General features: G+C 61.7%; 27 protein-coding genes and 1 riboswitch. Of the genes, 9 read left to right on the forward strand and 18 right to left on the reverse strand.

All coding sequences use genetic code 11. From position 1 onward, the window contains the following. Window positions 1-11: 11 nt before the first annotated feature. The 3 genes from BS629_RS05365 to BS629_RS05375 form a co-directional block, all read right to left on the reverse strand. Window positions 12-860: an IclR family transcriptional regulator gene (locus BS629_RS05365; protein WP_032980995.1), complete on the reverse strand. Its 849-nt coding sequence runs from the start codon at window positions 858-860 to the stop codon at window positions 12-14. Between the two features lie 112 nt (window positions 861-972). After that, window positions 973-1,395, reverse strand: a complete 423-nt coding sequence (locus BS629_RS05370; RefSeq protein ID WP_018246540.1) for a type II toxin-antitoxin system VapC family toxin — start codon at window positions 1,393-1,395, stop codon at window positions 973-975. After that, entirely contained in the window at window positions 1,395-1,643 is a 249-nt protein-coding gene (locus BS629_RS05375) for a type II toxin-antitoxin system Phd/YefM family antitoxin (protein WP_018246541.1), read from the reverse strand. Before BS629_RS05375 ends, BS629_RS05370 begins: the two co-directional genes overlap by 1 nt. Window positions 1,644-1,759: 116 nt before the next feature. Here BS629_RS05375 and BS629_RS05380 point away from each other — a divergent pair, with 116 nt between their 5' ends. Beyond that, window positions 1,760-2,617: an SDR family oxidoreductase gene (locus tag BS629_RS05380; RefSeq protein WP_026188778.1), complete on the forward strand. Its 858-nt coding sequence runs from the start codon at window positions 1,760-1,762 to the stop codon at window positions 2,615-2,617. Window positions 2,618-2,698: 81 nt separating this feature from the next. On the opposite strand, the gene BS629_RS05385 is transcribed toward BS629_RS05380, so the two are convergent. After that, window positions 2,699-2,914, reverse strand: coding sequence for a hypothetical protein (locus BS629_RS05385; RefSeq protein ID WP_018448558.1), 216 nt, complete (start codon window positions 2,912-2,914; stop codon window positions 2,699-2,701). 127 nt (window positions 2,915-3,041) lie between these two features. Here BS629_RS05385 and BS629_RS05390 point away from each other — a divergent pair, with 127 nt between their 5' ends. Together BS629_RS05390 and BS629_RS05395 are read left to right on the forward strand one after the other, a co-directional pair. Continuing rightward, on the forward strand, window positions 3,042-3,665 hold the full coding sequence (locus BS629_RS05390) for a TetR/AcrR family transcriptional regulator (protein WP_018246544.1): 624 nt from the start codon (window positions 3,042-3,044) through the stop codon (window positions 3,663-3,665). Between the two features lie 140 nt (window positions 3,666-3,805). Beyond that, window positions 3,806-3,994, forward strand: a complete 189-nt coding sequence (locus tag BS629_RS05395; protein WP_018246545.1) for a hypothetical protein — start codon at window positions 3,806-3,808, stop codon at window positions 3,992-3,994. On the opposite strand, the gene BS629_RS05400 is transcribed toward BS629_RS05395, so the two are convergent. Both BS629_RS05400 and BS629_RS05405 read right to left on the reverse strand, forming a co-directional pair. Further along, entirely contained in the window at window positions 3,991-4,425 is a 435-nt protein-coding gene (locus tag BS629_RS05400; RefSeq protein ID WP_018246546.1) for a DUF1810 domain-containing protein, read from the reverse strand. The genes BS629_RS05395 and BS629_RS05400 overlap by 4 nt on opposite strands. A gap of 152 nt (window positions 4,426-4,577) precedes the next feature. Beyond that, a complete protein-coding gene (locus BS629_RS05405; RefSeq protein WP_018246547.1) occupies window positions 4,578-4,856 on the reverse strand; it encodes a hypothetical protein in 279 nt (92 codons plus the stop codon). A 275-nt stretch (window positions 4,857-5,131) separates the two neighbouring features. Here BS629_RS05405 and BS629_RS05410 point away from each other — a divergent pair, with 275 nt between their 5' ends. Both BS629_RS05410 and BS629_RS05415 read left to right on the forward strand, forming a co-directional pair. Continuing rightward, window positions 5,132-6,502 carry an amidase gene (locus BS629_RS05410; RefSeq protein WP_018246548.1) on the forward strand — a complete coding sequence of 457 codons (1,371 nt, stop codon included), beginning with the start codon at window positions 5,132-5,134 and terminating at the stop codon, window positions 6,500-6,502. Window positions 6,503-6,568: 66 nt separating this feature from the next. After that, window positions 6,569-7,429, forward strand: a complete 861-nt coding sequence (locus BS629_RS05415) for a sugar phosphate isomerase/epimerase family protein (protein WP_018246549.1) — start codon at window positions 6,569-6,571, stop codon at window positions 7,427-7,429. An 18-nt stretch (window positions 7,430-7,447) separates the two neighbouring features. Here the strand turns inward: BS629_RS05415 and betC are convergent, their stop codons facing one another. Continuing rightward, the gene (gene betC / locus BS629_RS05420) at window positions 7,448-8,962 is read right to left on the reverse strand and encodes a choline-sulfatase (RefSeq protein ID WP_018246550.1); all 1,515 of its coding nucleotides are present in this window, start codon (window positions 8,960-8,962) and stop codon (window positions 7,448-7,450) included. A gap of 140 nt (window positions 8,963-9,102) precedes the next feature. On the opposite strand from betC, the gene BS629_RS05425 reads away from it, so the two are divergent. From BS629_RS05425 to BS629_RS05435, 3 genes are all read left to right on the forward strand, one after another. Beyond that, window positions 9,103-10,005 (forward strand): choline sulfate utilization transcriptional regulator, encoded by a 903-nt coding sequence (locus tag BS629_RS05425; RefSeq protein WP_018246551.1) that lies wholly within the window; start codon window positions 9,103-9,105, stop codon window positions 10,003-10,005. Between the two features lie 120 nt (window positions 10,006-10,125). After that, window positions 10,126-10,329, forward strand: coding sequence for a hypothetical protein (locus BS629_RS05430; RefSeq protein WP_018448564.1), 204 nt, complete (start codon window positions 10,126-10,128; stop codon window positions 10,327-10,329). 100 nt (window positions 10,330-10,429) lie between these two features. Next, window positions 10,430-11,221: an HpcH/HpaI aldolase family protein gene (locus BS629_RS05435; RefSeq protein WP_018246553.1), complete on the forward strand. Its 792-nt coding sequence runs from the start codon at window positions 10,430-10,432 to the stop codon at window positions 11,219-11,221. A gap of 3 nt (window positions 11,222-11,224) precedes the next feature. On the opposite strand, the gene BS629_RS05440 is transcribed toward BS629_RS05435, so the two are convergent. From BS629_RS05440 to thiM, 11 genes are all read right to left on the reverse strand, one after another. After that, the gene (locus BS629_RS05440; protein ID WP_018246554.1) at window positions 11,225-11,905 is read right to left on the reverse strand and encodes a spermidine synthase; all 681 of its coding nucleotides are present in this window, start codon (window positions 11,903-11,905) and stop codon (window positions 11,225-11,227) included. Window positions 11,906-11,974: 69 nt separating this feature from the next. Continuing rightward, window positions 11,975-12,874, reverse strand: a complete 900-nt coding sequence (locus BS629_RS05445; RefSeq protein ID WP_018246555.1) for an ABC transporter ATP-binding protein — start codon at window positions 12,872-12,874, stop codon at window positions 11,975-11,977. Further along, window positions 12,871-13,674 carry an ABC transporter ATP-binding protein gene (locus BS629_RS05450; protein ID WP_018246556.1) on the reverse strand — a complete coding sequence of 268 codons (804 nt, stop codon included), beginning with the start codon at window positions 13,672-13,674 and terminating at the stop codon, window positions 12,871-12,873. Before BS629_RS05450 ends, BS629_RS05445 begins: the two co-directional genes overlap by 4 nt. Continuing rightward, window positions 13,671-14,549: an ABC transporter permease gene (locus BS629_RS05455; RefSeq protein ID WP_018246557.1), complete on the reverse strand. Its 879-nt coding sequence runs from the start codon at window positions 14,547-14,549 to the stop codon at window positions 13,671-13,673. The genes BS629_RS05450 and BS629_RS05455 overlap by 4 nt, the downstream gene beginning before the upstream one ends. 1 nt (window position 14,550) lies before the next feature. Continuing rightward, window positions 14,551-15,528 carry an ABC transporter permease gene (locus BS629_RS05460; protein ID WP_018246558.1) on the reverse strand — a complete coding sequence of 326 codons (978 nt, stop codon included), beginning with the start codon at window positions 15,526-15,528 and terminating at the stop codon, window positions 14,551-14,553. Between the two features lie 58 nt (window positions 15,529-15,586). Next, complete coding sequence (locus BS629_RS05465; protein ID WP_018246559.1) at window positions 15,587-17,233, reverse strand: ABC transporter substrate-binding protein; 1,647 nt, start codon at window positions 17,231-17,233, stop codon at window positions 15,587-15,589. Between the two features lie 43 nt (window positions 17,234-17,276). Beyond that, window positions 17,277-18,296 (reverse strand): glycoside hydrolase family 3 N-terminal domain-containing protein, encoded by a 1,020-nt coding sequence (locus tag BS629_RS05470; protein ID WP_077988051.1) that lies wholly within the window; start codon window positions 18,294-18,296, stop codon window positions 17,277-17,279. A 23-nt stretch (window positions 18,297-18,319) separates the two neighbouring features. After that, window positions 18,320-18,799 (reverse strand): GNAT family N-acetyltransferase, encoded by a 480-nt coding sequence (locus tag BS629_RS05475; protein WP_018246561.1) that lies wholly within the window; start codon window positions 18,797-18,799, stop codon window positions 18,320-18,322. Between the two features lie 217 nt (window positions 18,800-19,016). Beyond that, the gene (thiD, locus tag BS629_RS05480; RefSeq protein WP_018246562.1) at window positions 19,017-19,826 is read right to left on the reverse strand and encodes a bifunctional hydroxymethylpyrimidine kinase/phosphomethylpyrimidine kinase; all 810 of its coding nucleotides are present in this window, start codon (window positions 19,824-19,826) and stop codon (window positions 19,017-19,019) included. Next, on the reverse strand, window positions 19,823-20,458 hold the full coding sequence (gene thiE, locus BS629_RS05485; RefSeq protein WP_018246563.1) for a thiamine phosphate synthase: 636 nt from the start codon (window positions 20,456-20,458) through the stop codon (window positions 19,823-19,825). The genes thiD and thiE overlap by 4 nt, the downstream gene beginning before the upstream one ends. Further along, the gene (gene thiM / locus BS629_RS05490; RefSeq protein ID WP_018246564.1) at window positions 20,455-21,258 is read right to left on the reverse strand and encodes a hydroxyethylthiazole kinase; all 804 of its coding nucleotides are present in this window, start codon (window positions 21,256-21,258) and stop codon (window positions 20,455-20,457) included. The genes thiE and thiM overlap by 4 nt, the downstream gene beginning before the upstream one ends. Window positions 21,259-21,308: 50 nt before the next feature. Next, window positions 21,309-21,405, reverse strand: a riboswitch (TPP riboswitch). A 691-nt stretch (window positions 21,406-22,096) separates the two neighbouring features. Between thiM and BS629_RS05495 the strand changes: the two genes are divergently transcribed. Next, entirely contained in the window at window positions 22,097-22,735 is a 639-nt protein-coding gene (locus BS629_RS05495; protein WP_018246565.1) for an invasion associated locus B family protein, read from the forward strand. Window positions 22,736-22,747: the final 12 nt, after the last annotated feature.

Below are 22,747 nucleotides of genomic sequence, written 5' to 3' on the forward strand. Positions count from 1 at the left end.
AAGCGCAATGCTCAGCGGTTGCGCCAGCCCATCAGCTTTTCGATCCGTTCCGCTGAACTACGCACATGGGCCGTATAGTGGTTCTCGTCGGAAAAGGCCTTCTGTTCCGGCAGCACGATGGAAATGGTGGCGACGCACTGGCCATCGCGATCGCAGATCGGCGAGGCGATGCAGGCAACCGCATAATCGGATTCCCCCGCCTGGATCGACAAGCGCGACTCGAAGGCTTTGCCGGCGGCTTCCGACAGCGTACCCGGATCGATCTCGGCGCGGCCGGTCGGTGAAGAGCGGGCGCAGCGCTTGAACAGTTCGATGCGCTCCTGCTCGGGCAGGTGGCCGACGAGCAGGCGGCCGGAGGCCGTCCAGTTGAGCGGCACCCGGGTGCCAACGCGGGACGCGACCTGGAAGTGGCTCGGGCCGTCGGCCATGGCGAGCACCAGCATATAGTCGCCGTCGCGACCGCAGACCTGCACGGTTTCGCCGGCCTGGCGGCAGAGATCGTGCATTTCGTGGGTGGCGATGCTCATGAAATCCAATGACCGTGCGTAGGCAAGGCCGTAGTGGTAGAGCCGCGCGCCGAGCCAGATCGAGCCGTCCGTCTGCCGCGTCAGCATGTTCTTCTCGACGAGATCGTCGACGATGACGTAAACGGTCGAAAGCGGCGCCTTCACAGCCTTGGCGATCGCATAGACGCCGGCGGGCGATCCGGTCTCATAAAGATGATCGATCACCTGAAGCGCCCGGTCGATGCCGCTGACACGCGCGCGGCGTGCCCCCTTGCCATGGGCCTCGCTGGCAACGCCCTCATCTTCGGAGTAAACTGCGGATGATGTTTTTCCGTCCAATTCCACGCACCTCATGAAAACTGCGATCATGTTACATTACTATGGCATAGCGGTCGCTATGGCAAATCGCAACATTTTGCAGGTTGATCGTATGGGAGGCTGAGTGATACCCACGATATCGTCCACTTCATAACAGCCGATAATGCGCACCTACGATGCTGCAAGCTTTTGCCAGCCCCTTGTCCAGCGAGACGAGCGTGGCGTCGTTGCCGATCGCGACAGCGAGATGCAGAGCATCACCGGCGCGAAGACCGATATTAAATTGATCGGTCATTCGTGCCGCTTCGATGAAGTGCGACCGCGATATGGGCAGGAGCTCGAAGGACGTCGAACATAGCTCCTTGAACAGCGCCAAAGCCTTGCTGCGATCGTCCGGATCGAGTTGTCCGTTTCTCGCCTTAAGCGCGATGGCGCTCGAAAATTCGGTGATCGTCCAGCCGCTGACCGCGATCTCCTCGAATTGACGCGCTGCCAGCCATTGCTGCACGTCGTCCGTGCGGGTTTCGATCGTCCAGGCGGCGACGAGGACTGATGTGTCGATATAAAGCATCAGTAGCGATCATTGTCGCGCATGTCGCGGATGAAGGTCGCGGAATCGACCGGCTTGGCCGGCGGCTTCATCGAGGCGGTCAATGCCTTCAGCCGCGCGACATCGACCGGTTTTTTGCGCGTCTTGACGGGCACGAGTTGCGCCACCGGCTTGCCATGGCGCAAAATCTCGACGGTTTCGCCAGCTTCGACGCGATTGAGCAATTCGCTGAGATGGGCCTTGGCTTCCGCTAAATTAACACTCGCCATGACACCCTCTTGATGACCAATTTTCTAGTCATTTTAGTCCGAAAGCAAAACTGCCGCAAGACCGCTGGAACAACAAGTCTTAGCCTGAGTTTGCCCCCTGAACGCAGGAGGTCATGATGCCAAATTACCCGACACCCCCTTTTCCATCCCAGAAACAGCCGATGCCTGGTTTTACCACGCAGATGGACCCTATTCCCGATCACGGCGAGGAGAGTTATCGCGGCGCCGACAGGTTGAAAGGCAAGCGGGCGATCATCACCGGCGGCGATAGCGGCATCGGCCGCGCGGTGGCAATCGCTTACGCCAGGGAAGGTGCCGATCTGGTGATCTCCTATCTCGACGAGGATGAGGATGCCGATGAGACAAAACGGCTCGTCGAGCAGGCCGGACGCAAGGCTATCCTCGTCAGCGGCGACATCCAGGATCCGGCCCACTGCCGGCAGATCGTCGAGACGGCGGTCAAGGAACTTGGCGGTATCGACATTCTGGTCAACAACGCCGCGCATCAGGCAAGCTTCAAGAGCATTGACGAGATCAGCGACGAGGAATGGGAGCTGACCTTCAAGGTCAACATCCATTCGATGTTCTACCTGACCAAGGCAGCCGTCGCCCATATGAAACCCGGCAGCGCCATCATCAACACGGCCTCGATCAATTCGGACAGTCCAAACCCGACGCTGCTTGCCTATGCGACGACCAAGGGCGCGATCCAGAATTTCACCGCCGGCCTTGCCCAACTTCTGGCCGATAAAGGCATTCGCGCCAATGCGGTGGCGCCGGGGCCGATCTGGACGCCGCTCATCCCTTCGACACTGCCCGAAGAAAGCGTCAGCAATTTCGGCAAGCAGGTGCCGATGAAACGGCCCGGCCAGCCGGCCGAGCTGGCGACGGCTTATGTGATGCTGGCCGATCCCTTATCGAGCTACGTCTCCGGCACGACAATCGCGGTCACCGGCGGCAAGCCGATCCTCTAAAGCGGCAAGGGCCGCCGTCGGGTTATGACGGCAGCCCTTGACGGGGGCAGGGAGAGATCCCCAAGCTATTCAGGCGGCTTGTCAGCCGAAGCAGGGCATGGCCGGCAGATTGGCGCGGTTTGCGAGTGCTCCGATCATATTGCCCACCGAAGTCGAGCGCGGTTCGCGCTTGCGGGCGGCCGTCTCCAGGAGTTGCTTGAAATCTTCAAGCTTCACGCCGTCGGCGCGCAACACCATGGCAATCAGGGGGTCGCGAAGGGCTTCGGATATCGTCAGGTCATCTCTGGTCTTTGTCATGGTTGTCCTCCTTTCGTGGGCGGTCGCCCGTGTTCCACTTTCCGCTGCCATGCCCTCGGCATTGACTTTCGCGTTAGGTGGTGTTACCGGTAAGTAACAATGCATTTGTTACCGATCGGTCACATTGATGTCAAGGACTACGTCCGCAAAAAAATCAGAAACTTCGAATGAAATCTCCGCAGCCGTTCCAGAAGATCGCATCCCGCCGCGGGAGCGTATCGTCTCGACCGCCTCGGAGCTTTTCCGCGAGCGCGGCATCCGCGGCATCGGCGTCGACGCCATTGCCGACGCGGCTCTGACCAACAAGATGACGCTCTATCGGCATTTCGGCTCTAAGGACGAACTCGTCTGCGAAACGCTGCGCCGCGCCTCCGAAAAGGCGGGTACCATCTGGCGCGATCTGGATGCGGCCTATCCCGGCAATCCGCGCGCCCAGCTGGACGCCTGGGTGGAACTGCGGGCGCAGTGTCTGAACGGCGAGCCCGCCGGCTGCGATCTCGCCAATGCCGCCATCGAGCTGAAGGGCGAGGGCCATCCCGCCCACGAAATGATCGAGCGGCACAAGGCCGAACAGCGTGATCGCTTGGCCGCGCTCTGTTCGGCGGCCGGCGCGCGCGAACCCCAGCTTCTTGCCGATACGTTGACGCTGCTGCTCGAGGGTGCCCGCGTCAGCCGCCAGGCCATGGGCGCTGCCGGCTGCTGCGGTCATTTCGCCAAGGCCTGCCACGCGGCGATCGCTTCTTTCGCCTGACCGCCCTCTCTACAGCGCCGCGCGTCTTTTCAGACGCGCAAAGGACGCAGTAGCACTTTCAATCGCTGAATTATCAGCGGGGGGAACCTTACCGCTTCCATGCCGTTTTCCCCTCACCGGGGCGATGTGGAGGCAGGGAGATGAACTACGTCTATCTCAAGCGCCTATATGACAAACGCGCCGAGCTTGAAGCCAAGCTGGAGCTTCATGATGCGCGCTATTGCTTCGGCGAGGAAGAGGTCGATGATGGCACCGACATCGATCTACGTCAGCGGTTGAGCGAGATCTCCGAGGAGATTGCTACGCTGGAGAGCAGGCCGGGCCGTTAATCCGCGCCAAGGATCTCTATCGTCCGCTCGTCGAATTTTCCCTGATAGAAATGCTCGATCGCCCGGTGGAAGGGCGAACCATGGTCGCTGATCGCGGCAAACAAGGTCATCGACGAGCGTAGCTTGAGGTCGTCGGGTGAGCCCAGAATTTCATGCGCCGAGCGGCCGCCGACGGACAGAATCGCCTCGACACAGCGCAGCAGCCGGCTTGAGAGAATGGGATCGGCGAGATAGGCGCCGGCTTCCTCGGCCGAGCGGATCGCATATTTTTCGGCCATCGCCGACGTGCCGAGGCCGGCGATTTGCGGGAAGATGAACCACATCCAATGGGAGGTCTTGCGCCCGGCTTTCAGCTCTGAAAGCGCCTGTTCATAGACGCCATTCTGAGCATCGATGAAGCGATCGAGATTATAATCGACATCACCGGCCATGGTTCTTTTCCCTTCCCGCTGTCAATGCAGCCTGGGCTCAAGGTCTCCATGCCCGGCGATCTACAGCGCCGTGCGTCTTTTGAGACGCGCAAAGGACGCTGTAGCACTTTAAATTACCGCATAATTTTAGGAATTATGCGGTGGCTTTCCTGTTAGCAGACCCTCTCAGCGTAGGGGCTGCTGTCGCGGCAATGGCCGTAGGCCGGATGCTGCGGCATGTTATCGCCGGCCGGGGCGGCAATGGCCGATGTCGTCATCGGGTCTGTATTGCCGGAAGAATATGCGGCAAAACCCGCAAAGCTCAAGAGAACCAGCGCTCCGACCACGACAATGCGTTCGAAGGCCGAAAGTTTCTGTGCGCGGACATGTTCCACATAATCGCGCTCGCCTAAACCGGCGGTTTCGTCCTCTTTTACATGAAGGGTCACCATATCCTGGCGACGGCTTAAAGTTTCACAATCTGTCATTTTAATTACTCCTGCAACACATGCGGCGCCGGTCTCTCTAGAGCAAACTCTCACCCTCGTGCCGAACCGCTTCCGCATGCGTGCAGCATGTGTGTCTTCGATCGTGGCAATTGAAGGGGCGATATTCAAACGCAGTGTTCAAAAAATCGTACCAATAAACGCAAAATATCGTGAAGCTCTGGTTCACCGGAATGATCCGGGGTAGTCCAGAGAGGAACATCTTTCTTCTGGATAGTCCCATGAGCAAATCCTTCGGCGCGATGTCGGTCGCGCAACTTTCGGTCCTCATTCAAGGTGGCGCGGCCGACCCGGTCGAGGTGGCCGAGGCGGTTTTCGATTCCATCGCAAACCCTGCCTACAAGGCGGTTTTCACCACTCTGCTCGAAAGCCGGGGGATGGAGGAGGCGCGCGCTTCTTCGCGTCGTCTGCGGGAAGGGCGCTCGCTTGGATTGCTGGACGGCATTCCGATCGCCTGGAAAGATCTTTTCGACATCGAAGACTTGCCGACGACGGCGGGTTCCGTCGTTCTGGCAAAGGACATGCCGGCCAAGCGCGATGCGGCTGTTGTCGCTTTGCTCAAGCAGGCGGGCATGGTCGCTGTCGGGCGCACCAATATGAGCGAATTCGCCTTTTCCGGCCTCGGCATCAATCCGCATTACGGCACGCCCGTAAATCCGCGCGGCACCGATCTCCCACGCATTCCGGGCGGCTCGTCCTCGGGTGCCGGCGTCGTCGTCGCGGCCGGGTTGGTTCCGGTCGCCATGGGCACCGATACCGGCGGCTCGGTGCGTATTCCCGCCGCCTTCAACGGCATCGTCGGCTATAAGGCGACGCGCGGCCGCCACGCGATGGCAGGCGTCTATCCGCTGGCAAAGAGCCTGGATTCGCTGGGACCGCTCTGCCGCAGCGTCAGGGACGCGGTCTGGATCGATGCGGCGATGCGCGGCTTGACGGCGCCTGATGTTGTTGCGCGTCCCCTGCAAGGGCTGGAACTCATCGTGCCCGAAAACGTCGTCTTCGACGGAGCGGAAGCCGGCGTCGCCGCTGCGTTCGAGGCAGCTTTGGCACGTCTTCAAAAGGCCGGCGCCCAAGTCGCCCGCACCGTCATCCCCGCCTTTAACGAGATATTCGATCTGATGACGAGATATGGTCCGCTGGTGACGGCGGAGGCTTTCGCACTTCACCGCGAACGCTTGGCCGGACCGGACGCGGACAGGATGGATCATCGTGTCGTCATGCGTACCCGTCTCGGAAGCAAGACGACGCTGCCGGATTACTTGGCGATCCTCGAGGCGCGCCGCCGCCTGATCGCCGATGTCGAGCGCCTGGTCGGCGACCGGCTGCTCGCCTTTCCCACTGTTGCCCATGTCGCTCCACCGATCGGACCGCTGGAGCAGGATGACGAGCTGTTCTTCGCGACGAACAACAAGACGTTGCGCAACACTGCGCTCGGCAATTTCCTCGACTGGTGCGGCGTTTCCATTCCCTGCGGCACCGGCGAGGCTGGCATGCCGGTCGGCCTGCTGCTTTCGGCCACCGCCCATCGCGATGAAGCGCTGCTGGGGATTGCCCTTGCCGCCGAGCCGGTCATCCGCGACGATTTTGCCTGAATTGGCAATTGAACCGGCCGGATTTAGTTGCCATTGATGGCATGAGGAGATCCCGGAGGAAAGCAAGTGCAGGTTTTGCAAAACGGACGGTTCGCGGTTTCGACATGGTCGCTGCATCGGCTGCTCGGCGCCGTTTATGCCTATAGCCCCGATCCTGACAAAAGTGCTGCGGCGAAAGAACCCTATGGCCCCGGTGCGGCGGCGCTGATCGACGTGCCGGCGGCGCTCTCGGCACGCGGCGTCAACCGGCTGGAGGTCTGTTCCTTCCATCTACCGAGCCTCGATGCCGCCTATATAAGCGAATTGCGTGACGCAATGGCGGCCTCGAACGTGCTGTTCCAGACGCTGCTCGTCGAAGATGGCGACCCGAGCCATCCGGAGACGGCCGAACGCGACGTCAAATGGATGGAGGAGTGGATTGACATCGCCGCAGCCCTCGGGGCGCAGAGGATGCGCGTCATTGCCGGCAAGCAGAAGCCGACGGAAGAAAATCTTGCCCGCGCCGCCCATCATCTCAACTGGCTGGCCGGAAAGGCGGAAGGCAGCGGCGTGCGCATCGTCGTCGAGAACTGGTTCGATCTGCTGCCGTCGCCGGTCGAAATGAACTGGCTGCTGGACCGGCTGGACGACAAGGTCGGCCTCAACGGCGACCTCGGCAACTGGCCGGCGCCGGCCAAATATGAAGGCCTTGCCGACATCATGGGCCGGGCGGAAATCTGCCATGCCAAGGCCGATTACGGCGCTACCGGCCTCGATGCCGACGATTACCGCACGTGCCTGGAGATGTGCGAGAGGGCCGGTTACGCCGGTCCCTTCACGCTGATCTACGACTCGCCCTTCTTCCCGGATGAATGGGATGGCATCCTGCTGCAGAAGGCGTTCATCGAGGATTTCCTGGGCGAGGCGCGGGCGCGCAAGACGGCTTAAATCAGAAGCGATTCTTGCTCATTCCTGGCGAGGGAACCTTTGGTTTTCCTCCAGCACGTTCAGATCCATGTGGTTGCGCATGTAGCGCTCCGAGGCCTTCTGCAGCGGCTGATAGTCCCACGGATAATAGGCTCCATTGCGCAGCGCCGCATAGACCACCCAGCGGCGCGCCTGGCTTTCGCGCACGGCGGCGTCGAAATCAGCAAGGTTCCAGCGCCGACGTGCCTGTTCGACAAGCCGTGCCAGGGTGTCGGCGTGCGCCGGCTTTCCTGCCAGATTGTCGAGCTCCCGGGGATCGGCCTCGAGATCGAACAGCATCGGCGGATCCTTCTCGCAGAGCGAGAGCTTGTATCGTCCGTCCCGGATACAGACGAGCGGCGCTTCGGAACCCTCCGCGGCATATTCCATCGGCACAGGGCTGCGGCTGCCGGTGCCTTCGGCAAGCGCTGCGAGATCCTCGCCCTCGGTCCATGGCTTCAGCGAGGCGATATCGATCCCGGCAAGACCCGCCAGCGTCGGCGTCACGTCGAGGGTGGAGACGGGCTGGTCGATCCGTTTGGGCTTCCAGCCGGGTGCCGCGATCATCAGCGGAACGCGGGCCGATCCTTCGAAGAAGTTCATTTTGAACCAGAGGCCGCGATCGCCGAGCATGTCGCCATGGTCGGACGCGAACAGGATGATCGTGTTTTCGGCCATGCGGGTCCGTTCCAGGACGCCGAGAATGTCGCCGATCTTCTCGTCGACATAGGAGATATTGGCGAAATAGCCGCGCCTTGCCCGCCTGATCTGCTCATCGCTGATGTCGAAAGCATCGTGATCGCAGGCTTTCATCAAACGCTGCGAGTGCGGGTCCTGCTGCTCGAAGGCAATCGGAGCAACCGTAGGGTCAAGTGCCGGGCAATCCTCATAGAGGTCCCAGAATTTGCGGCGCGCGACATAAGGGTCATGCGGATGGGTGAAGCTGACGGTCAGGCACCAGGGGCGCTCGTCGTGTCCGCGCGAGAGATCGAACAGCTTGCGGGCGGCGTGGTAGGCGACCTCGTCGTCATACTCCATCTGGTTGGTGATCTCGGCAATCCCGGCACCGGTGACTGAACCCAGATTGTGATACCACCAGTCTATGCGTTCGCCGGGTTTGCTATAGTCCGGCGTCCAGCCGAAATCGGCCGGGTAGATGTCGGTCGTCAGGCGCTCCTCGAAGCCATGCAACTGGTCGGGGCCGACGAAATGCATCTTGCCGGAAAGCGCCGTCTGGTATCCGGCAGCGCGCAGATGATGCGCATAGGTCGGAATGTCAGAGGCGAATTCCGCCGCATTGTCATAGACGCGCGTTCGGCTCGGCAATTGTCCGGACATGAAGGAGGCCCGCGCCGGTGCGCAGAGCGGGCTTGCCGTATAGGCGTTGGTGAAACGCACGGAACGCTCGGCCAATGATTTCAGATGCGGTGCATGAAGAAAATCGGCCGGGCCATCGGGAAAGAAAGTGCCATTCAACTGATCGACCATCAGGATGAGGATATTCGGACGCGCCATGTGACATTGTCTCCTGGGATCTCAAAGGTCGGGAAAGGTCCTGCTGAGAGGTGCCCCTTGCTATTTGCAGATCTTATCAAAGCCAGTATCATCATGCTTGTAAAGCTGGCTTTTTTCGATCGTTGCCTAAAGGAATTTTTATGTCAGACCGCCGGCCTGAGCTTGGGTGGATGCGCATCTTCGCGGAGGTCGCAAGGCTCGGCAGCTTCTCGGCCGCGGCGGCAGCTCTCGGCCTTACGCAGCCTGCCGTCAGCTATCAGATCCGGCGGCTGGAAGAGCAGTTCGGCGTCAACCTGCTGCGCCGCCAGCATCGCGGCGTGGAACTGACCGGGGAGGGCGAGCGACTTTTCCAGGTCGCCGCCAAGGCGGTCGGTGACATCGATGCCCTGGCGCGCAGCTTCCGCACTGAGGCTCAAAGGCCGGTCGTCAGACTGAGAACCGACTATGCCTTTTCAGCGCTTTGGCTGATTCCGCGCATGCATGGCTTTCGCCAGCTTCACCCGGAAACGGATATACAGATCGTCGCGACCCAGAGGCTTGAGCCTGGCTTTCGTGACGATGGAGATGTGGTGGTGGTTTTCGGCACGCGGGCCGAATTCAGCGCCATCGGATCGCTTCTGCTGCAGGAAAAGGTCGTGCCCGTCTGCACTCGAGGATTTCTCGATCGCAACGGCCCGTTCGATGATCCGCAGCAGGTTGCCAGGGCGATCCTGATCCATCTCGATTCGCCGACGCCATCGCCCTGGTTCGATTGGCGAAGTTATCTTGCCGAATTCTCCGTTACTCGCGATCTCCATGCCGGCCGCGGCGATGTCAGCTTCAACACCTATTCGCTAGTCGTCCAGGCCGCTCTCAGCGAGCAGGGCGTGGCGATCGGCTGGATGGGGCTGGTCGATACGCTTCTCACTAAACATATGCTGGTGGAAGCCGGGCCGCCGCTCGAGGCACGCGACCGCGGTTACTGGCTGATACCGCCGCGATCGGCAAATATTCATAGCGAGAGGCTCAGCACCTGGCTTGTGGATGAAGTCGGCAGGACCTGACATTCAGACCGAGGCCGGCCCGTCATTGCATCCGGAATATGTTCGCGTTCAGGAGAGAAGTCTTGTCATGACCGACGCCGACCGACATTGTGGCATCGATTCATAGGGAAGGGCCGAAGCATGTCGCGAACCGTCGGATACGTCGTTGGACTGCTCATGATCCTCTTGGGACTGATCTGGATCGCGCAGGGAAGCGGTTATTTTCCCTATCCCTCATCCAGCTTCATGATCAACCAAAGCATCTGGGTTCTCTGGGGAAGCATCATGGCTGTCGCGGGGCTCGCCGTGACGGTCATCATTTCACGGCTGCGCCGGAGAGGATGAGCCGGCAACCCGTGCCTGGCTTTGAGGGAATTCGACATCGAAGAGTTCCCCGAGGTGAAATATCTGGCCGCTGGCGGCCTGTCGACTTGAGGAGAATGGCATGAGCGCAGGTGAAATCGACGGCTTTGCGGACCGGATCAGGCAACACCAGGGCGGGATGATCTCCGCCTGGATTGGTATTCCCGACGCCACGCTCGCCAATCACCTGGCGCAGGAGGCCTTCGACACCATCGTGCTGGATATGCAGCACGGCATGTGGGACATGCCCTCGGCAGCGAACGCCGTCGCCCAGGTGCGGCTTGCCGGCAAACCAGCGCTGGCCCGCATACCGGTCGGTGATTTCGCTTCCGCCTCGCGCCTGCTCGATGCCGGAGCCTCCGGCATCATCGCCCCGATGATCAATTCGGCCGAAGACGCGCAAGCCTTTGTCAAGACCACCAAATACCCGCCTCTTGGTGACCGCAGCTGGGGACCGTCGCTGGCGCTGAACCATACCGGCCTGTCGGCCGATGATTATCTGAAAAACGCCAACGCGCTCACCGTCGCCATCGCCATGGTCGAGACCCGGGCAGCACTCGAGGCGATCGACGACATTCTCGGCGTTGCCGGCATCGATGGCATCTTCATCGGTCCCTCCGATCTTTCGATCGCCCTGTCGAACGGCGACCAGGTTGCGCCGAACGCCGCCGAGATCGACAGCGCCATGCAGCATGCGGTTTCGCGCTGCCGCGCCCACGGCAAATTCGCCTGCGCCTTCGCCGGGGACGGCGAGCGGGCCGGCGAGCTGCTGAAATTCGGCTTCGATCTGGTCATTGCCGGTGCCGAGACAGCGCAGCTGCGCTCCGGCGCTCGCCGTGCCATCAATGCCGCCCGGAGGATTGCTTCTGCTTGAACTTCATTTCGCCGGTTTGACGGCCAGCCAGATGACGTGGCGGGCGCCGCCGCGTTTGCCGTTGGCACGTGTGTTGACCGCATCGACGGAAAAACCGCTGTCCTTGAGACGCCGCGTGAAATCGGGGTCCGGACCGGACGACCAGACGGCGAGCACGCCGCCGGCGCGCAACGCCTCGCGGGCGGCGCGAAGGCCGGCGAAATCGTAAAGCCGGTCGTTGGATTTGCGGGTCAGGCCATCAGGGCCGTTGTCGACATCGAGCAGGATCGCATCATAGGCGCCTTTACCGGAACGGATCGCCTCGCCGACATCGCCCTGATGGATGCCGACGCGCGGGTCGTCGAGGCAGCCCTGGAAAACCTCGGCCATCGGTCCGCGTGCCCAGGCGATCACGGCAGGCACCAGTTCGGCGACGGTGACGCCGGCATCTTCGGGAAGGACGGTGAGGGCGGCGCGCAGGGTAAAGCCCATGCCGAGCCCGCCGATCAATATCCTTGGCTTCGGGTGCGGCTTGATTCGTTCCCAGGAAAGCGTCGCCAGCGCTTCTTCCGAGCCGCTGAGACGACTGTTCATCAGCTCGTTGGCGCCGAGCATGATCGAAAATTCGCTGCCGCGCTGCTTCAGCCTGAGTTCGCCGCCTTCACCGGGAATGGTCGCGGAATCGAGCTGGATCCAGGGCAGCATGCGGTTTTGCCTCATATGAAAGAGACCGTCCCCTAGCATAGGGCACGCGAGGAGGCCAGCAAGCCGGCCTCAGATCATCCGCATGAAATGATCCTGCTCGAATTCGACGATGTCGTCCTGCGGCACGGCCGAACGGCGGCGGATGTCCTCCACCTCGTCGGGCCTCAGCCGGGCCTTCGGGTCGTCGAAGCGGACATCCGGATCGGGTACGGCCGAGAGCAGCAGACGGGTATAGGGGTGCAGCGGATTATCGATCACCTTGGCGACGCTGCCCCATTCGACAATCTGGCCGGCATACATCACGGCGATGTCCTCGGCGACGTAACGGGCGGTGGCGATATCATGGGTGATGTAGAGCAGACCGAGATTCATCTCCTGCTTCATCTCGTTCAATAGGTTCAGCACGCCGAGGCGCACCGAGACGTCGAGCATCGAGGTCGGTTCGTCGGCGACGATCACCTCCGGCTTGACGGCCAAGGCGCGAGCGATGTTGACGCGCTGGCGCTGGCCGCCGGAGAGTTCATGCGGATATTTTGGCGCGACGAGATCGGGATCGAGCCTGACGCGCTGCAGCAGTTCGCGGACCGCGACGTCGATCTCGGCCCCCTTGATCTCCGGACGATGCAGCTTCAGTGGCCGCCGGAGATGATGGGCGATGGTGTGGGCAGGGTTCAGCGAGGCGAAGGGGTCCTGGAAGATCATTTGCACCGAGCGGCGGTAACGGGCGATCTCAGCGGATTTCGCCGCCTCGACAGGCCGGCCCTTGTAGAGAATCCGGCCGGATGTTGGCAGATATTCGCGCATCGCCATGCGGGCGCAGGTGGTCTTGCCGCTGCCGGATTCGCCGACGAGCGCCAGCGCCCGCCCGGCATGCAGCGAAAACGAGATGGCGCGTGCCGCATGCACGGCTCCGGAACCATGGCCGAAGGTCTTCGTCACCCGGTCGAGTGCGAGAATGGCGTCTGTCATAGCAGCACTCCTCCGTGCAGTGAGGGGAAGGAGGCCCAGAGCTTTTTCGTGTAGTCATGCTTGGGCGTCCTGTAGATCGCCTCGGCCGTGTTCTGCTCCACCAGCTTGCCGGCGAGCATGATACCGATGCGGTCGCAGAACTGCACCATCAGCCCGAGATCATGGGTGATGAACAGCACGGAAAAGCCGAAGCTGCGACGCAGTTCGTTGATGCGCTGCAGGATTTCGCGCTGGACGACGACGTCGAGCGCCGTCGTCGGCTCATCCATGACGACGAGCTTCGGATCGAGCGCCATGCAGATGGCGATGACGATGCGCTGGCGCATGCCGCCGGAAAACTGGTGCGGATAGTCTCGCATGCGATCCGGCGCGATATCGACGAGCGTCAGCATCTCGGCGGTGCGCTCGCGGGCTTCCGCGCGGCTCATGTTCTTGTGAGTGCGTAGCATGTCGTAGAATTGCGTCTCGATGCGCAGCACCGGGTTCAGCGAGTTCATGGCGCTCTGGAAGACCATGGCGACCTCGCGCCAGCGGAACGCACTGAGCGCCTGCCGGTCGAGGCTGAGCACGTCGCGGCCATCGAGCAGGATGCGGCTTTCCTTGCGGATCAGCGCCGGTGGCTTGTGCAGGCGGCTGATGGCAAAAGCGATGGTGCTCTTGCCGCAGCCGGATTCGCCGGCGAGGCCGAAAACCTCGCCGGGTGCGACATCGAAGCTGACATCCTTGACGGCGCGGAAATCCTTTTCCTCGCCGATATAATCGATGGTGAGATTTCTCACCGAGAGCAGCGGCTGCGTCACAGGCGGCCCTCCCCGGAACGGACGAGCAGGGACCAGCGCTTCAGATGATTGCCGGTGCGCAGCCGTGGATTGGCGATCTCGTCGACGGCGAAGTTCAGCAATGACATGCCGATGCCGAGGAAGGCGAGCGCGAAGCAGGGGGTGAGAATATCCCACCAGGCGCCGACCGAAAGGGCCGAGGCCTTCTGCGCGTTGTAGAGCATGGTGCCCCAGGAGATCGCTCTCGGATCGCCGAGGCCGAGGAATTCCAGCGTCGCTTCGGTGATGATCGCGAAGATGACGCTGCCGATGAAATTGATGCCGACGATAGAAATCACGTTGGGAAAGATCTCGAATGTCATGATGCGCCATTGCGGCTCGCCCATCATCTCGGCCGATTTGACGAAATCCTTCTGCTTGACGGAGAGCGTTTCGGCACGGGTGACGCGTGCGCCCCAGGCCCAGGAGGTGGCGCCGAGGATGAGCGCGATGACGAGGGGACTTGCCTGGCCGATGAAGGCGGCAAGCACCAAGAGCAGCGGCAGGTTCGGAACGACCAGCACCATATTGGTGAAGAAGCTGATGATCTCGTCGGTCTTGCCGCCGCGATAGCCGGAGATGATGCCGAGTGCCGTGCCGACGAGCGTGATTAGCAGGCCGGCGCCGAAGCCGACGGCAAGCGAGGTGCGGGCACCGTAGATCAGCCGGGCAAAGACATCCTGGCCGATGCGCGTGGTGCCGAGGATATGGTCGAGTGACGGCGCCTGGTGCGGTCGTCCGGTGCGGGCGGCCGGGTCGTATTGCGTCAGGAGGGGCGCTGCGATCGCGACGAGGACGATGAAAGCGATGATGACGAGGCCGATCAGCGCCTTGCGGTTTTGAAGCAGGGTCTTCATCTCATGCTCCCTTCAGCCGCGGGTCGAGCAGCACATAGCTGACGTCGACGATAAAATTGGCGATCAGCATGGTCGCGGTCATGATGAGGAGCTGGCCCTGGATGACGGGATAGTCGCGGGCGAGGATCGCCTGATAGAGAATATTGCCGAGGCCGGGATAGTTATAGACGACCTCCGTCACCAGCGAACCGCCGAGGATGGTGCCGATGGCGATGGCAAGGCTGGAGACGGTCGGCAGCAGGGCGTTGCGCGCCGCATACCAGAGCATCACATGCCGGTCGGAAAGGCCCTTGGCGCGGGCCATGACGATATAGTCCTCGCCGAGCAGGTTGATCATGTTGTTGCGCATGGTGACGGTGAAGCCGCCGATCAGCACGGTGCAGAGCGTCACCATCGGCAGGATGCCATGATAGGCGAGGCTGCCGATATATTGCAGGCTGAAGGCCGGATCGAGTGATGGGTCGGCGGCATAACCGTTCGGAAACCAGCCGAGCGTGAAGCCGAAGATGAAGAGCACGATCAGCGAGGTGACGACGGCCGGCACCGAGGTGGCAAAGATCGCGCCGACGGAGACGACGACATCGAACTTGCTGCCGCGACGCCAGGCGGCGACGATGCCGAGGAAGGTGCCGAGCGCGAAGCTCACGATGGTGGCCGTGCCCATCAGCCCCACCGTCCAGATGAGCGCATGGCCGAGCACCGAGGTGACGGGCAGCGGGAAATACTTGATCGAGCGGCCGAGATCGCCGGTGAAGATGCTGCCGAGATAGGTGAGATATTGTTGCCAGAGCGGACCGTCGACGAAGCCGAAGGTGAGCTTCAACGCCTGCAGGCTTTCCGGCGGCAATTCGGTGCCGGCGCTGGAGAACATGATCTGCACCGGATCGCCCGGCATCAGCCGCGGCAGGAAGAAATTGATCGTCGCTGCCGCGATGAAGGCTGCCATGTAGAAGACGAGGCGGCGAAGCAGGAAAGCCATGGGGACTCCGTCGTGACGGAAGCGGCATTTCCTACGCCGCTTCCGGAGATCGTGATGCTTACTTGACCGGCTCGAGAGCGAGCAGATTCAGCAGGCGTGCCGGATTGGTCCGCGAGATCGACGGATTGACGAAGGGGTTTTCCTTGGTCGACCAGCCGGTGAAGCGCTTGGTGTTGTACTGATACCAGTTCGGATTGTTGAACACCGGAATCATCGGCATGTTTTCGGCGACGATGCGTTGCGCCTTGTTCATCGCGTCCTTCTGCTTGGCAAGATCGGCGGTCTGGGTGAACTCGGTGACGAGTTTCTCGACCTCCGGGTTGAACCAGCGCTGCGCGGTGAAGCGGGTCTTGCCCTTGTCCGAAGCGCTGAAGGCGCGCTTGTAGGGGTAATAGGGCGAGGCCGATGCCGGCAGGCTGTTGATCGCCGCATCGAAGGTGCCGTTGATGAGGTTGCCGGTCCAGACGGCTTCCTCCGGCGTTTCGATCTTGGCGTCGATGCCGACCGCCTGCATGCCTTCGACGGCGAGGTTGACGGTATCGATCCAGTCGGTCCAGGCGCTGGGGACGATGATCGAGAAGGAGATCTTGGTACCGTCGGGATTGTCGCGGAAACCGTCGCCGTCCTTGTCCTTGTAGCCCGCCTCGTCGAGCAGGGCCTTGGCGGCGTCGGCATTATAGGTTGCGAACTTGCCGAAGTCGGCCTTGACGGATGGGTCCGCCCAGCTCTTGTAGAGCTCGCCCATCAGGCCGGGGTCTTCGTTCAGCGTCGGATAGCCGTAGCCGGCGACGTCGATCATCGTCTTGCGGTCGAGCGCCATCGAGACGGCGCGGCGGAACTTCAGGTCGTTGAAGGCCTTCTTGTTGTTCTCGTTCGCCGTTTCCAAGTTGAACAGGAAGGCGACCATGCTGCTTGGCGAATACCAGTAGTGGAAATGCGCCGGATCTTTGGACACGTAGACATTGTCGATATCGGGAATGAAGGAGACACCCCAGTCGAGCGTGCCGTCGGCCGTTGCGGTCAGCATCTGGTTGTTGTCGGCAAGCTGCGGGAAGCGCATGCAATCGACCTTCAGATGCTCGTTATCCCAATAGTTCGGGTTGCGGCACTGGTCGTAGGTCTGGCCGGTGAAACGCGGCACTTCCGTCAGCGGGCCGCTGCCAACAGGGGTCTCGTTGGCGAAGGTGACCGGATCGGCGACATCCTTCCAGACATGTTCCGGAACGATCGGCAGCTGCGAGATCTGCTCGGCGGCAAGCGAGCTCGGGTTGGCGAGCGTGAAGCGCACCGTCTGGGCGTCGACCGCCTTGATATCGGTGATGAAGGTCCAGATGCTGACGAAGTCGAGCGCCGGAAACTTCTTCAGGTAATCATAGGTGAACTTGACGTCGGCTGCGGTCAACGGCTTGCCGTCCGACCATTTCAGGTTCGGGCGCAGCTTGAAATCGATGCTCTTCAGGTCGTCGGAGAGTTTGAAGCTTTCGGCCAGGCGATAGACCGGCTTGTTGCTGTCGAAGCGGTTGAAGATGACCAACGGCTCGTAGATGAAGTCGAGCGTGGACTGGCGCGACGAGGTCTGGTTGAACGGATTGAAGTTGCGAACCCAGGTCGTCGCCGGCTCGATATTCGCCGTCAGGATCGTCTGCGCCACGGCAGATCCCGAAAGCAGCGTCAGGGCGGCGGCGGCGAGAAGATATTTTTTCATGTGTTATTCCCCTTTTCTTATGTGGTGAGAGATGACGTGCCGGTCAGGAGACCAGCGCGCTTGCAAACATGTCTTCGACGTCTGCGTGGGCGGCGCGGACATCGACCTTGAGATTGCCGAGGCGGGCCTTGCCGGCGGCGATCCGCTGCAGGGCGGCTTCCGTCAGCGGACGGGCGGCTTTGGCGGCGGCTTCGCTTTCCGGAATGTCGCCATGGCTGTGGAGCGCAATGTCGAAGCCTGCGTCGAGCACCTGCTTGACGCGTTCCGGCAAGGTACCGGAGAGCGACTCCATGAAGATGCAGTCTGATATCAGCACGCCCTCATCCATCTCCTTGCGGATCACGTCGTGCATAACAGGCGAGACGGACGCCGGCAGCTCGGCGTCATAGGCCGAATAGACGACATGGGCGACCATGGCCCAGGGCGTATCCTTCAGCGCCACGAAGGGCTTGAAATCGGTCGCGGTGAGCGTCTCGCGGCTGGCGTCGACCACCGGACGCTCCTTGTGGGAGTCGAGCGTCGCGCGGCCATGGCCGGGAATATGCTTGATGACGGGCATGTTGCCGGTCTCGAGCAGGCCATCGACCACCTCGCGGCCGAGGGCAGCGATGAAATCGGGATCTGGGCCGAAGGAGCGGGCGCCGATGACCGCACTCGTCGTCTCGAAGACGAGGTCGAGAACGGGCGAGCAGCCGCTGGAAAGGCCGAGTTCCGTCATCATCGCGCCCATGGCCTGGGAGGAAAGGCGCAGTGCTTTTTTGCCGAGATCGAAATCGCGGCGCGCAAGTTCGGCAAACTGGCCGAAACTGCGGAAGAGCGGCCAGGGGCCGGCATCGAGATGCTGAACGCGGCCGCCTTCCTGGTCGGTGAAGACGGGCGCGTCGTCGCGGCCGACGGCCTCGCGGAAGCGGTCGATCAGCCGCTTCGTCTGTTCCGGCTCGCGCTGATTGCGCCGGCCGACGAACAGGCCGAGCGGATTGGTTTCGCGAAAGAGGGCGAATTCATCATCGGAAATAGTGGGATTCGGGAGGCCGACGAAAAGGGCGAGCGGGGTCGAGGACAATTCTGTAACTCCGGATCAGATGGTCATTTCGGCGTGCTTCTCAGCATGCCTTCGTAGATGCCCTTGTCGGGGGCGGGGATGACGATTGCGCCTGCCGTCTTGGCGTAGAAATCGACCGGGCCGGCATCGCCGATGAAGGCATAGGCGTGACCGAGCGTCTTCATGGCCTGAAGGCAGGCGGAAAAGAGGGCGAGCCCGATGCCCCTGCCACGCGCTTCGGGGTCGACGCCGGTCGGGCCGAAGAAGCCGCGCGCCGTCGTGTCATAGCAGGCAAAGCCCAGCAGCTTGCCGCCGTCGACGGCGATCAGGCAGGCAACGGGCTGACGGGAGAATGAGACTGTGACTTCGCTTGCCCAGTTCTCGCTGAACTGTTCGCGAACCCAGCTGACGATAAGATGCAGTTCCGGGGGGAGGGCCGGGCGGATGGAGACGCCGACATCGCCGGCCTTCTGTCTCAGGTCGGCGAGCTCAGTGGAATACAGGCTCACAAGCAGGTCTGGCACCTGTCACTCCTCCAGTTATTCCGTTATTGCGGAATGTATCCCCTTTTAGTGTCATAGATTTGGCCATCTGGCAGGGCTTGTCAACAAGGTTTTTCAACGAGAGAAAGGGACGCCCCGCCGCGGTCGCTGCGGTTTCAACGCAAAGTAGGTGCCGAACGAAAAAAGGCCCGGGAGGCCGGGCCGTTTTCGATTGGCGGCATGTTCGCTGAGCGAGTGCTTATATATCGTCTTTCCAGAGCGCATGAAAATGCTGCACCGGACCGTGGCCGGAGCCGACGGTGAGGTGTCCGGCAGCCGCGACCGCGCCGGCAAGGTATTCCTTCGCGATGGCGACCGCCTCCCGCGCCGAGGCGCCCTTGGCGAGCTCGGCCGCCAGGGCGCTGGAGAGCGTGCAGCCGGTGCCGTGGGTGTTCTTGGTCGGCACGCGCCTGGCTTCGAACCAGTGCAGGCCGGCGGCGGTGGCAAGCACGTCAGGGCTCTCGTCGCTGTCGAGATGGCCGCCCTTGACCAGCACTGCGGCCGGGCCAAGCGCGCGCAGGCGTTCGGCCTGCGCCGCCATGTCAGCGCGATTTGTCGCGACCGGCTGGTGCAGCAGCGCGGCGGCTTCGGGCAGGTTCGGGGTCAGCAGCGTGGCAAGCGGCAGCAGCCGATGGGTCAGCACGTCGACCGCTTCAGGCGCGAGCAGGGCGGCTCCACCCTTGGCGATCATGACAGGATCGATGACGATCGGAATGTCGCGGTGGTCAGTCAGCGCACCGGCAACGGCGTCGGCGATGCCGGCATTGGCGATCATGCCGATCTTGACGGCATCGACGCGGACATCGGCAAAGACGGCATTGATCTGGTCGGCGACGAATTGCGGCGGCACCAGATGCACACCGCTGACACCTTGCGTGTTCTGCGCCGTCAACGCGGTCAGCACCGCCATGCCGTAGACGCCGCGGGCGGAAAAGGCCTTGAGATCGGCCTGGATGCCGGCGCCACCGGAGGGATCGGAGCCGGCGATCGAGAGAACGTTGCGGATCATGCACGGGCCTTTCGGATTTCTGCGGCGATGCGGCGCGTGGCAGCTTCAGGGTCTGGCGTGCCGCAGATGGCGGAAACGACGGCAAGCCCTTTCGCGCCCGCGGCGAAGACTTGGGCGACATGATCCGCCTTGAGCCCGCCGATCGCGACCGATGGCACCGGCGAGGCCTTCACCAGCTTGGCAAGACCGTCAAAACCGATCGGCTGCTTGTGGTCGGCCTTGGTCGGTGTCGCAAACACCGGTCCGACGCCGGTATAATCGACCAGACCAGGATCAACGGCGGCGGCGAGCGGCGCGGTCTCGACCGAGAGGCCAAGGATCATGTCGGGGCCGATCATCGTCCGCGCTTTGTGTGCATCCATGTCTTCCTGGCCGATATGCAGACCGTCGGCGCCGATGGCGATTGCCGCCTCGACATCGTCGTTGACGATGAGCAGGGCGCCGGTCCCCTCCAATGCCTGTTTCAAGGCGCGGCCGGTCTCGATCATCCCGATGGTGGCGGCATGTTTGTCACGCAGTTGCACCATGGTCGCGCCGCCGGCAACGGCAAGTCGCGCCGTTTCGACCATGCCGATCCCGGCGCACAGATCGGGGTCGAGGACGAGATAGAGCGAAAGGTCGAAAGCTTTCATGCCGCCGATATCCTCGCCCTGGCGTCAAGCGTTTCGGGGTCGAGCGCAGCTAACGCATCGAGGAAACGCCATGAGAATGAACCGGGGCCGGCCGCCCCAAGTGCGGCCTCTTCGCCGGCGATGGCGAAGGTTGCTAGTGTCGCAACCGTCGCGCCGAAGATGTCTTCGGGTGCCGTCGCGGCAAAGGCGCCGACGAGGCAGGTGAGCGAGCAACCGAGCGCGGTGACTTGCGGCATCAGCGCCGATCCGCCTTCGATGCGCACGGCCTTCTCGCCGTCGGTGACGAAATCCACCGCACCGGTGACGGCGACGACCGCCCGCTGACGCTCAGCCAGCCATCGCGCAGAACCTTCCGCCTGTTCGACCGGGTCGCGGCTGTCGACGCCCTGGCCGCGGCTCTCTCCGCCAGCCAGGGCGATGATTTCGGAGGCGTTGCCGCGGATGATGGTCGGACGCAGCGCCAGGAGGTCGGCGACCGCGTTGCGGCGGAAAGCCGTCGCATAATGCGCGACCGGATCGAGCACCCAGGGCTTGCCGGCTGATGTCGCGGCCTTCGCCGCCGCCTGCATGCCGTCGATCCATTGCGTCGACAGCGTGCCGATATTGATTGTCAGCGCGCTGGCGATCCCGGCGAATTCGCCGGCTTCCTCAGCGGCGTGCACCATGGCGGGCGAGGCGCCGGATGCAAGCAGAACATTTGCGGCAATGTTCATGGCGACGTAATTGGTGATGCACTGAACGAGCGGCGGCTTTTCCCGCATCGCCTTCAGCATCGCTCCTGGTGTGGTCCTGGTCTGCATATGGCCCCTTTCAGGCGGGGGCGGGCACGGGGCGGTTCGTGCGGGCTAAGCCGCGACCCCGAGCGACTCCCTCCGCCGGCATTATCCGGTTCAGGTTCGAAGGGTGCTTCTCAGCCCGTCTTTCGACGAACGCCCCTGTCTCTCATCGCGCTCTTTTTCGCAGAGAACGGGCCTGATGTCACCTCGAAAATGACAATCATGCGACCGATGCGGCGCGACGATGGCTATGGATGATTTATGGGTCTGGATTGCCCTTCATAAGGACGAGAGATCGCCGCCGATTCGTGTCTTGACCAGGTTTTCCCGAATGTCGTCTGCGGGTTCTGTTCCGGGCTGCCCTCGTCGTTGCCGTTTTGCCATGCGGCTGTCCTCTCCTTTTCGAGAAGAATAACAGTAGCAACCGTGGGTGCAATGAATTTCTAAAATACATCTCTGTATTTGTGAGGAGCATCGAGAAAAACGCAGATGCCGGAGCGGCTCTTTTCTTCGAAGGAACGAGGCTCATCTTTTCAAGACTTCGCAGCAGTGTGGATAGTGCGGAATTATTCACCCTATCCGTTCATCTGTCGAATTTTCAATGCAAACGGGCAGGTGGACAGCTTCGCGTAAGTTGCGCGTCGTCTCATGGTCCTCGCCAATCGGTTTTATTCGAGCGTTGAAATCTCTTGGCGAATTCGTTGAGGGCGAGTCTCAGCCAAGGCAAGACTTAATCTCCCAGAACGTGAAGTAAATATCTAACGGAAACTTTACCGTGCTGACACGCTTAGGTTGACTAAATGACGGATTGTAGCGATACGGCTTTACACGCGAATAAAATCTTCCTGAAGTTGTATTTTCAATGAGAAAATTTTTGAGAATCGGCATGAAGCGGACTCGTCCGACTATCGCCCCTGTTTTGATATTCATTGCTTGTGCCAACCCGGCTTCTTCGCAATCACCTGTTCCGGCCGATCAAGGACCGGAACAGGTGCAGGCGCCCGCTCAACCGGCGCCGACCATGAAATCCCAGAAATTCGACGACTGGTATTATCGCTGCACCGGTTCGGCAGGCGCTGAGGCCTGCGAAGTCGCCCAGGTCGCGCAAGTCACCAAAGACGGCAAACCCATCAATATCCTGACGTTGGCGATCGCAGCTTCGCCGGCCGGTTCCCAGGGCAAGGGCGAAAAGGGCAAGGGCGACAAGGGCAAGCCGCGGCTGATGCTGACCGCCCTTCTGCCGCTCAACGTCTTCCTGCCCTCCGGCCTGTCAATCAAAGCCGATGGTAAGCCGGTCGCCAAACTCGACTATCGCAATTGCAACCAGTCCGGATGCTGGGCGCAGCAGGCGCTGGATACGAAGACGGCCGCGGCGCTGAAGAAAGGCTCTAGTGCTGAAGGGCTGGTGCGGCTGATGAACGGCCAGGACGTCAATATCCGTTTCTCGCTGAAAGGGCTGAAGCCGGCCCTCGACGAACTCCAGCCCACTGCCGTGAAGTAGCCGAATTTCAAG

Origin of the sequence: Rhizobium leguminosarum bv. viciae USDA 2370 (assembly GCF_002008365.1) — a bacterium.
Classification (GTDB): domain Bacteria; phylum Pseudomonadota; class Alphaproteobacteria; order Rhizobiales; family Rhizobiaceae; genus Rhizobium; species Rhizobium leguminosarum.

What these genes read in the sequence shown, in the direction of transcription:
- BS629_RS05455 (WP_018246557.1), bottom strand. Translation starts at nt 14,549, where the DNA reads ATGAAGACCCTGCTTCAAAACCGCAAGGCGCTGATCGGCCTCGTCATC.
- BS629_RS05445 (WP_018246555.1), bottom strand. Translation starts at nt 12,874, where the DNA reads ATGACAGACGCCATTCTCGCACTCGACCGGGTGACGAAGACCTTCGGC.
- BS629_RS05465 (WP_018246559.1), bottom strand. Translation starts at nt 17,233, where the DNA reads ATGAAAAAATATCTTCTCGCCGCCGCCGCCCTGACGCTGCTTTCGGGA.
- thiD (WP_018246562.1), bottom strand. Translation starts at nt 19,826, where the DNA reads ATGATCCGCAACGTTCTCTCGATCGCCGGCTCCGATCCCTCCGGTGGC.
- BS629_RS05410 (WP_018246548.1), top strand. Translation starts at nt 5,132, where the DNA reads ATGAGCAAATCCTTCGGCGCGATGTCGGTCGCGCAACTTTCGGTCCTC.
- BS629_RS05440 (WP_018246554.1), bottom strand. Translation starts at nt 11,905, where the DNA reads ATGCTGCCCTGGATCCAGCTCGATTCCGCGACCATTCCCGGTGAAGGC.
- BS629_RS05400 (WP_018246546.1), bottom strand. Translation starts at nt 4,425, where the DNA reads ATGGCCGGTGATGTCGATTATAATCTCGATCGCTTCATCGATGCTCAG.
- BS629_RS05430 (WP_018448564.1), top strand. Translation starts at nt 10,126, where the DNA reads ATGTCGCGAACCGTCGGATACGTCGTTGGACTGCTCATGATCCTCTTG.
- BS629_RS05435 (WP_018246553.1), top strand. Translation starts at nt 10,430, where the DNA reads ATGAGCGCAGGTGAAATCGACGGCTTTGCGGACCGGATCAGGCAACAC.
- BS629_RS05375 (WP_018246541.1), bottom strand. Translation starts at nt 1,643, where the DNA reads ATGGCGAGTGTTAATTTAGCGGAAGCCAAGGCCCATCTCAGCGAATTG.
- BS629_RS05405 (WP_018246547.1), bottom strand. Translation starts at nt 4,856, where the DNA reads ATGGTGACCCTTCATGTAAAAGAGGACGAAACCGCCGGTTTAGGCGAG.
- BS629_RS05425 (WP_018246551.1), top strand. Translation starts at nt 9,103, where the DNA reads ATGTCAGACCGCCGGCCTGAGCTTGGGTGGATGCGCATCTTCGCGGAG.
- thiM (WP_018246564.1), bottom strand. Translation starts at nt 21,258, where the DNA reads ATGCAGACCAGGACCACACCAGGAGCGATGCTGAAGGCGATGCGGGAA.
- BS629_RS05395 (WP_018246545.1), top strand. Translation starts at nt 3,806, where the DNA reads ATGAACTACGTCTATCTCAAGCGCCTATATGACAAACGCGCCGAGCTT.
- betC (WP_018246550.1), bottom strand. Translation starts at nt 8,962, where the DNA reads ATGGCGCGTCCGAATATCCTCATCCTGATGGTCGATCAGTTGAATGGC.
- BS629_RS05460 (WP_018246558.1), bottom strand. Translation starts at nt 15,528, where the DNA reads ATGGCTTTCCTGCTTCGCCGCCTCGTCTTCTACATGGCAGCCTTCATC.
- thiE (WP_018246563.1), bottom strand. Translation starts at nt 20,458, where the DNA reads ATGAAAGCTTTCGACCTTTCGCTCTATCTCGTCCTCGACCCCGATCTG.
- BS629_RS05495 (WP_018246565.1), top strand. Translation starts at nt 22,097, where the DNA reads ATGAGAAAATTTTTGAGAATCGGCATGAAGCGGACTCGTCCGACTATC.
- BS629_RS05390 (WP_018246544.1), top strand. Translation starts at nt 3,042, where the DNA reads ATGTCAAGGACTACGTCCGCAAAAAAATCAGAAACTTCGAATGAAATC.
- BS629_RS05365 (WP_032980995.1), bottom strand. Translation starts at nt 860, where the DNA reads ATGAGGTGCGTGGAATTGGACGGAAAAACATCATCCGCAGTTTACTCC.
- BS629_RS05380 (WP_026188778.1), top strand. Translation starts at nt 1,760, where the DNA reads ATGCCAAATTACCCGACACCCCCTTTTCCATCCCAGAAACAGCCGATG.
- BS629_RS05385 (WP_018448558.1), bottom strand. Translation starts at nt 2,914, where the DNA reads ATGACAAAGACCAGAGATGACCTGACGATATCCGAAGCCCTTCGCGAC.
- BS629_RS05370 (WP_018246540.1), bottom strand. Translation starts at nt 1,395, where the DNA reads ATGCTTTATATCGACACATCAGTCCTCGTCGCCGCCTGGACGATCGAA.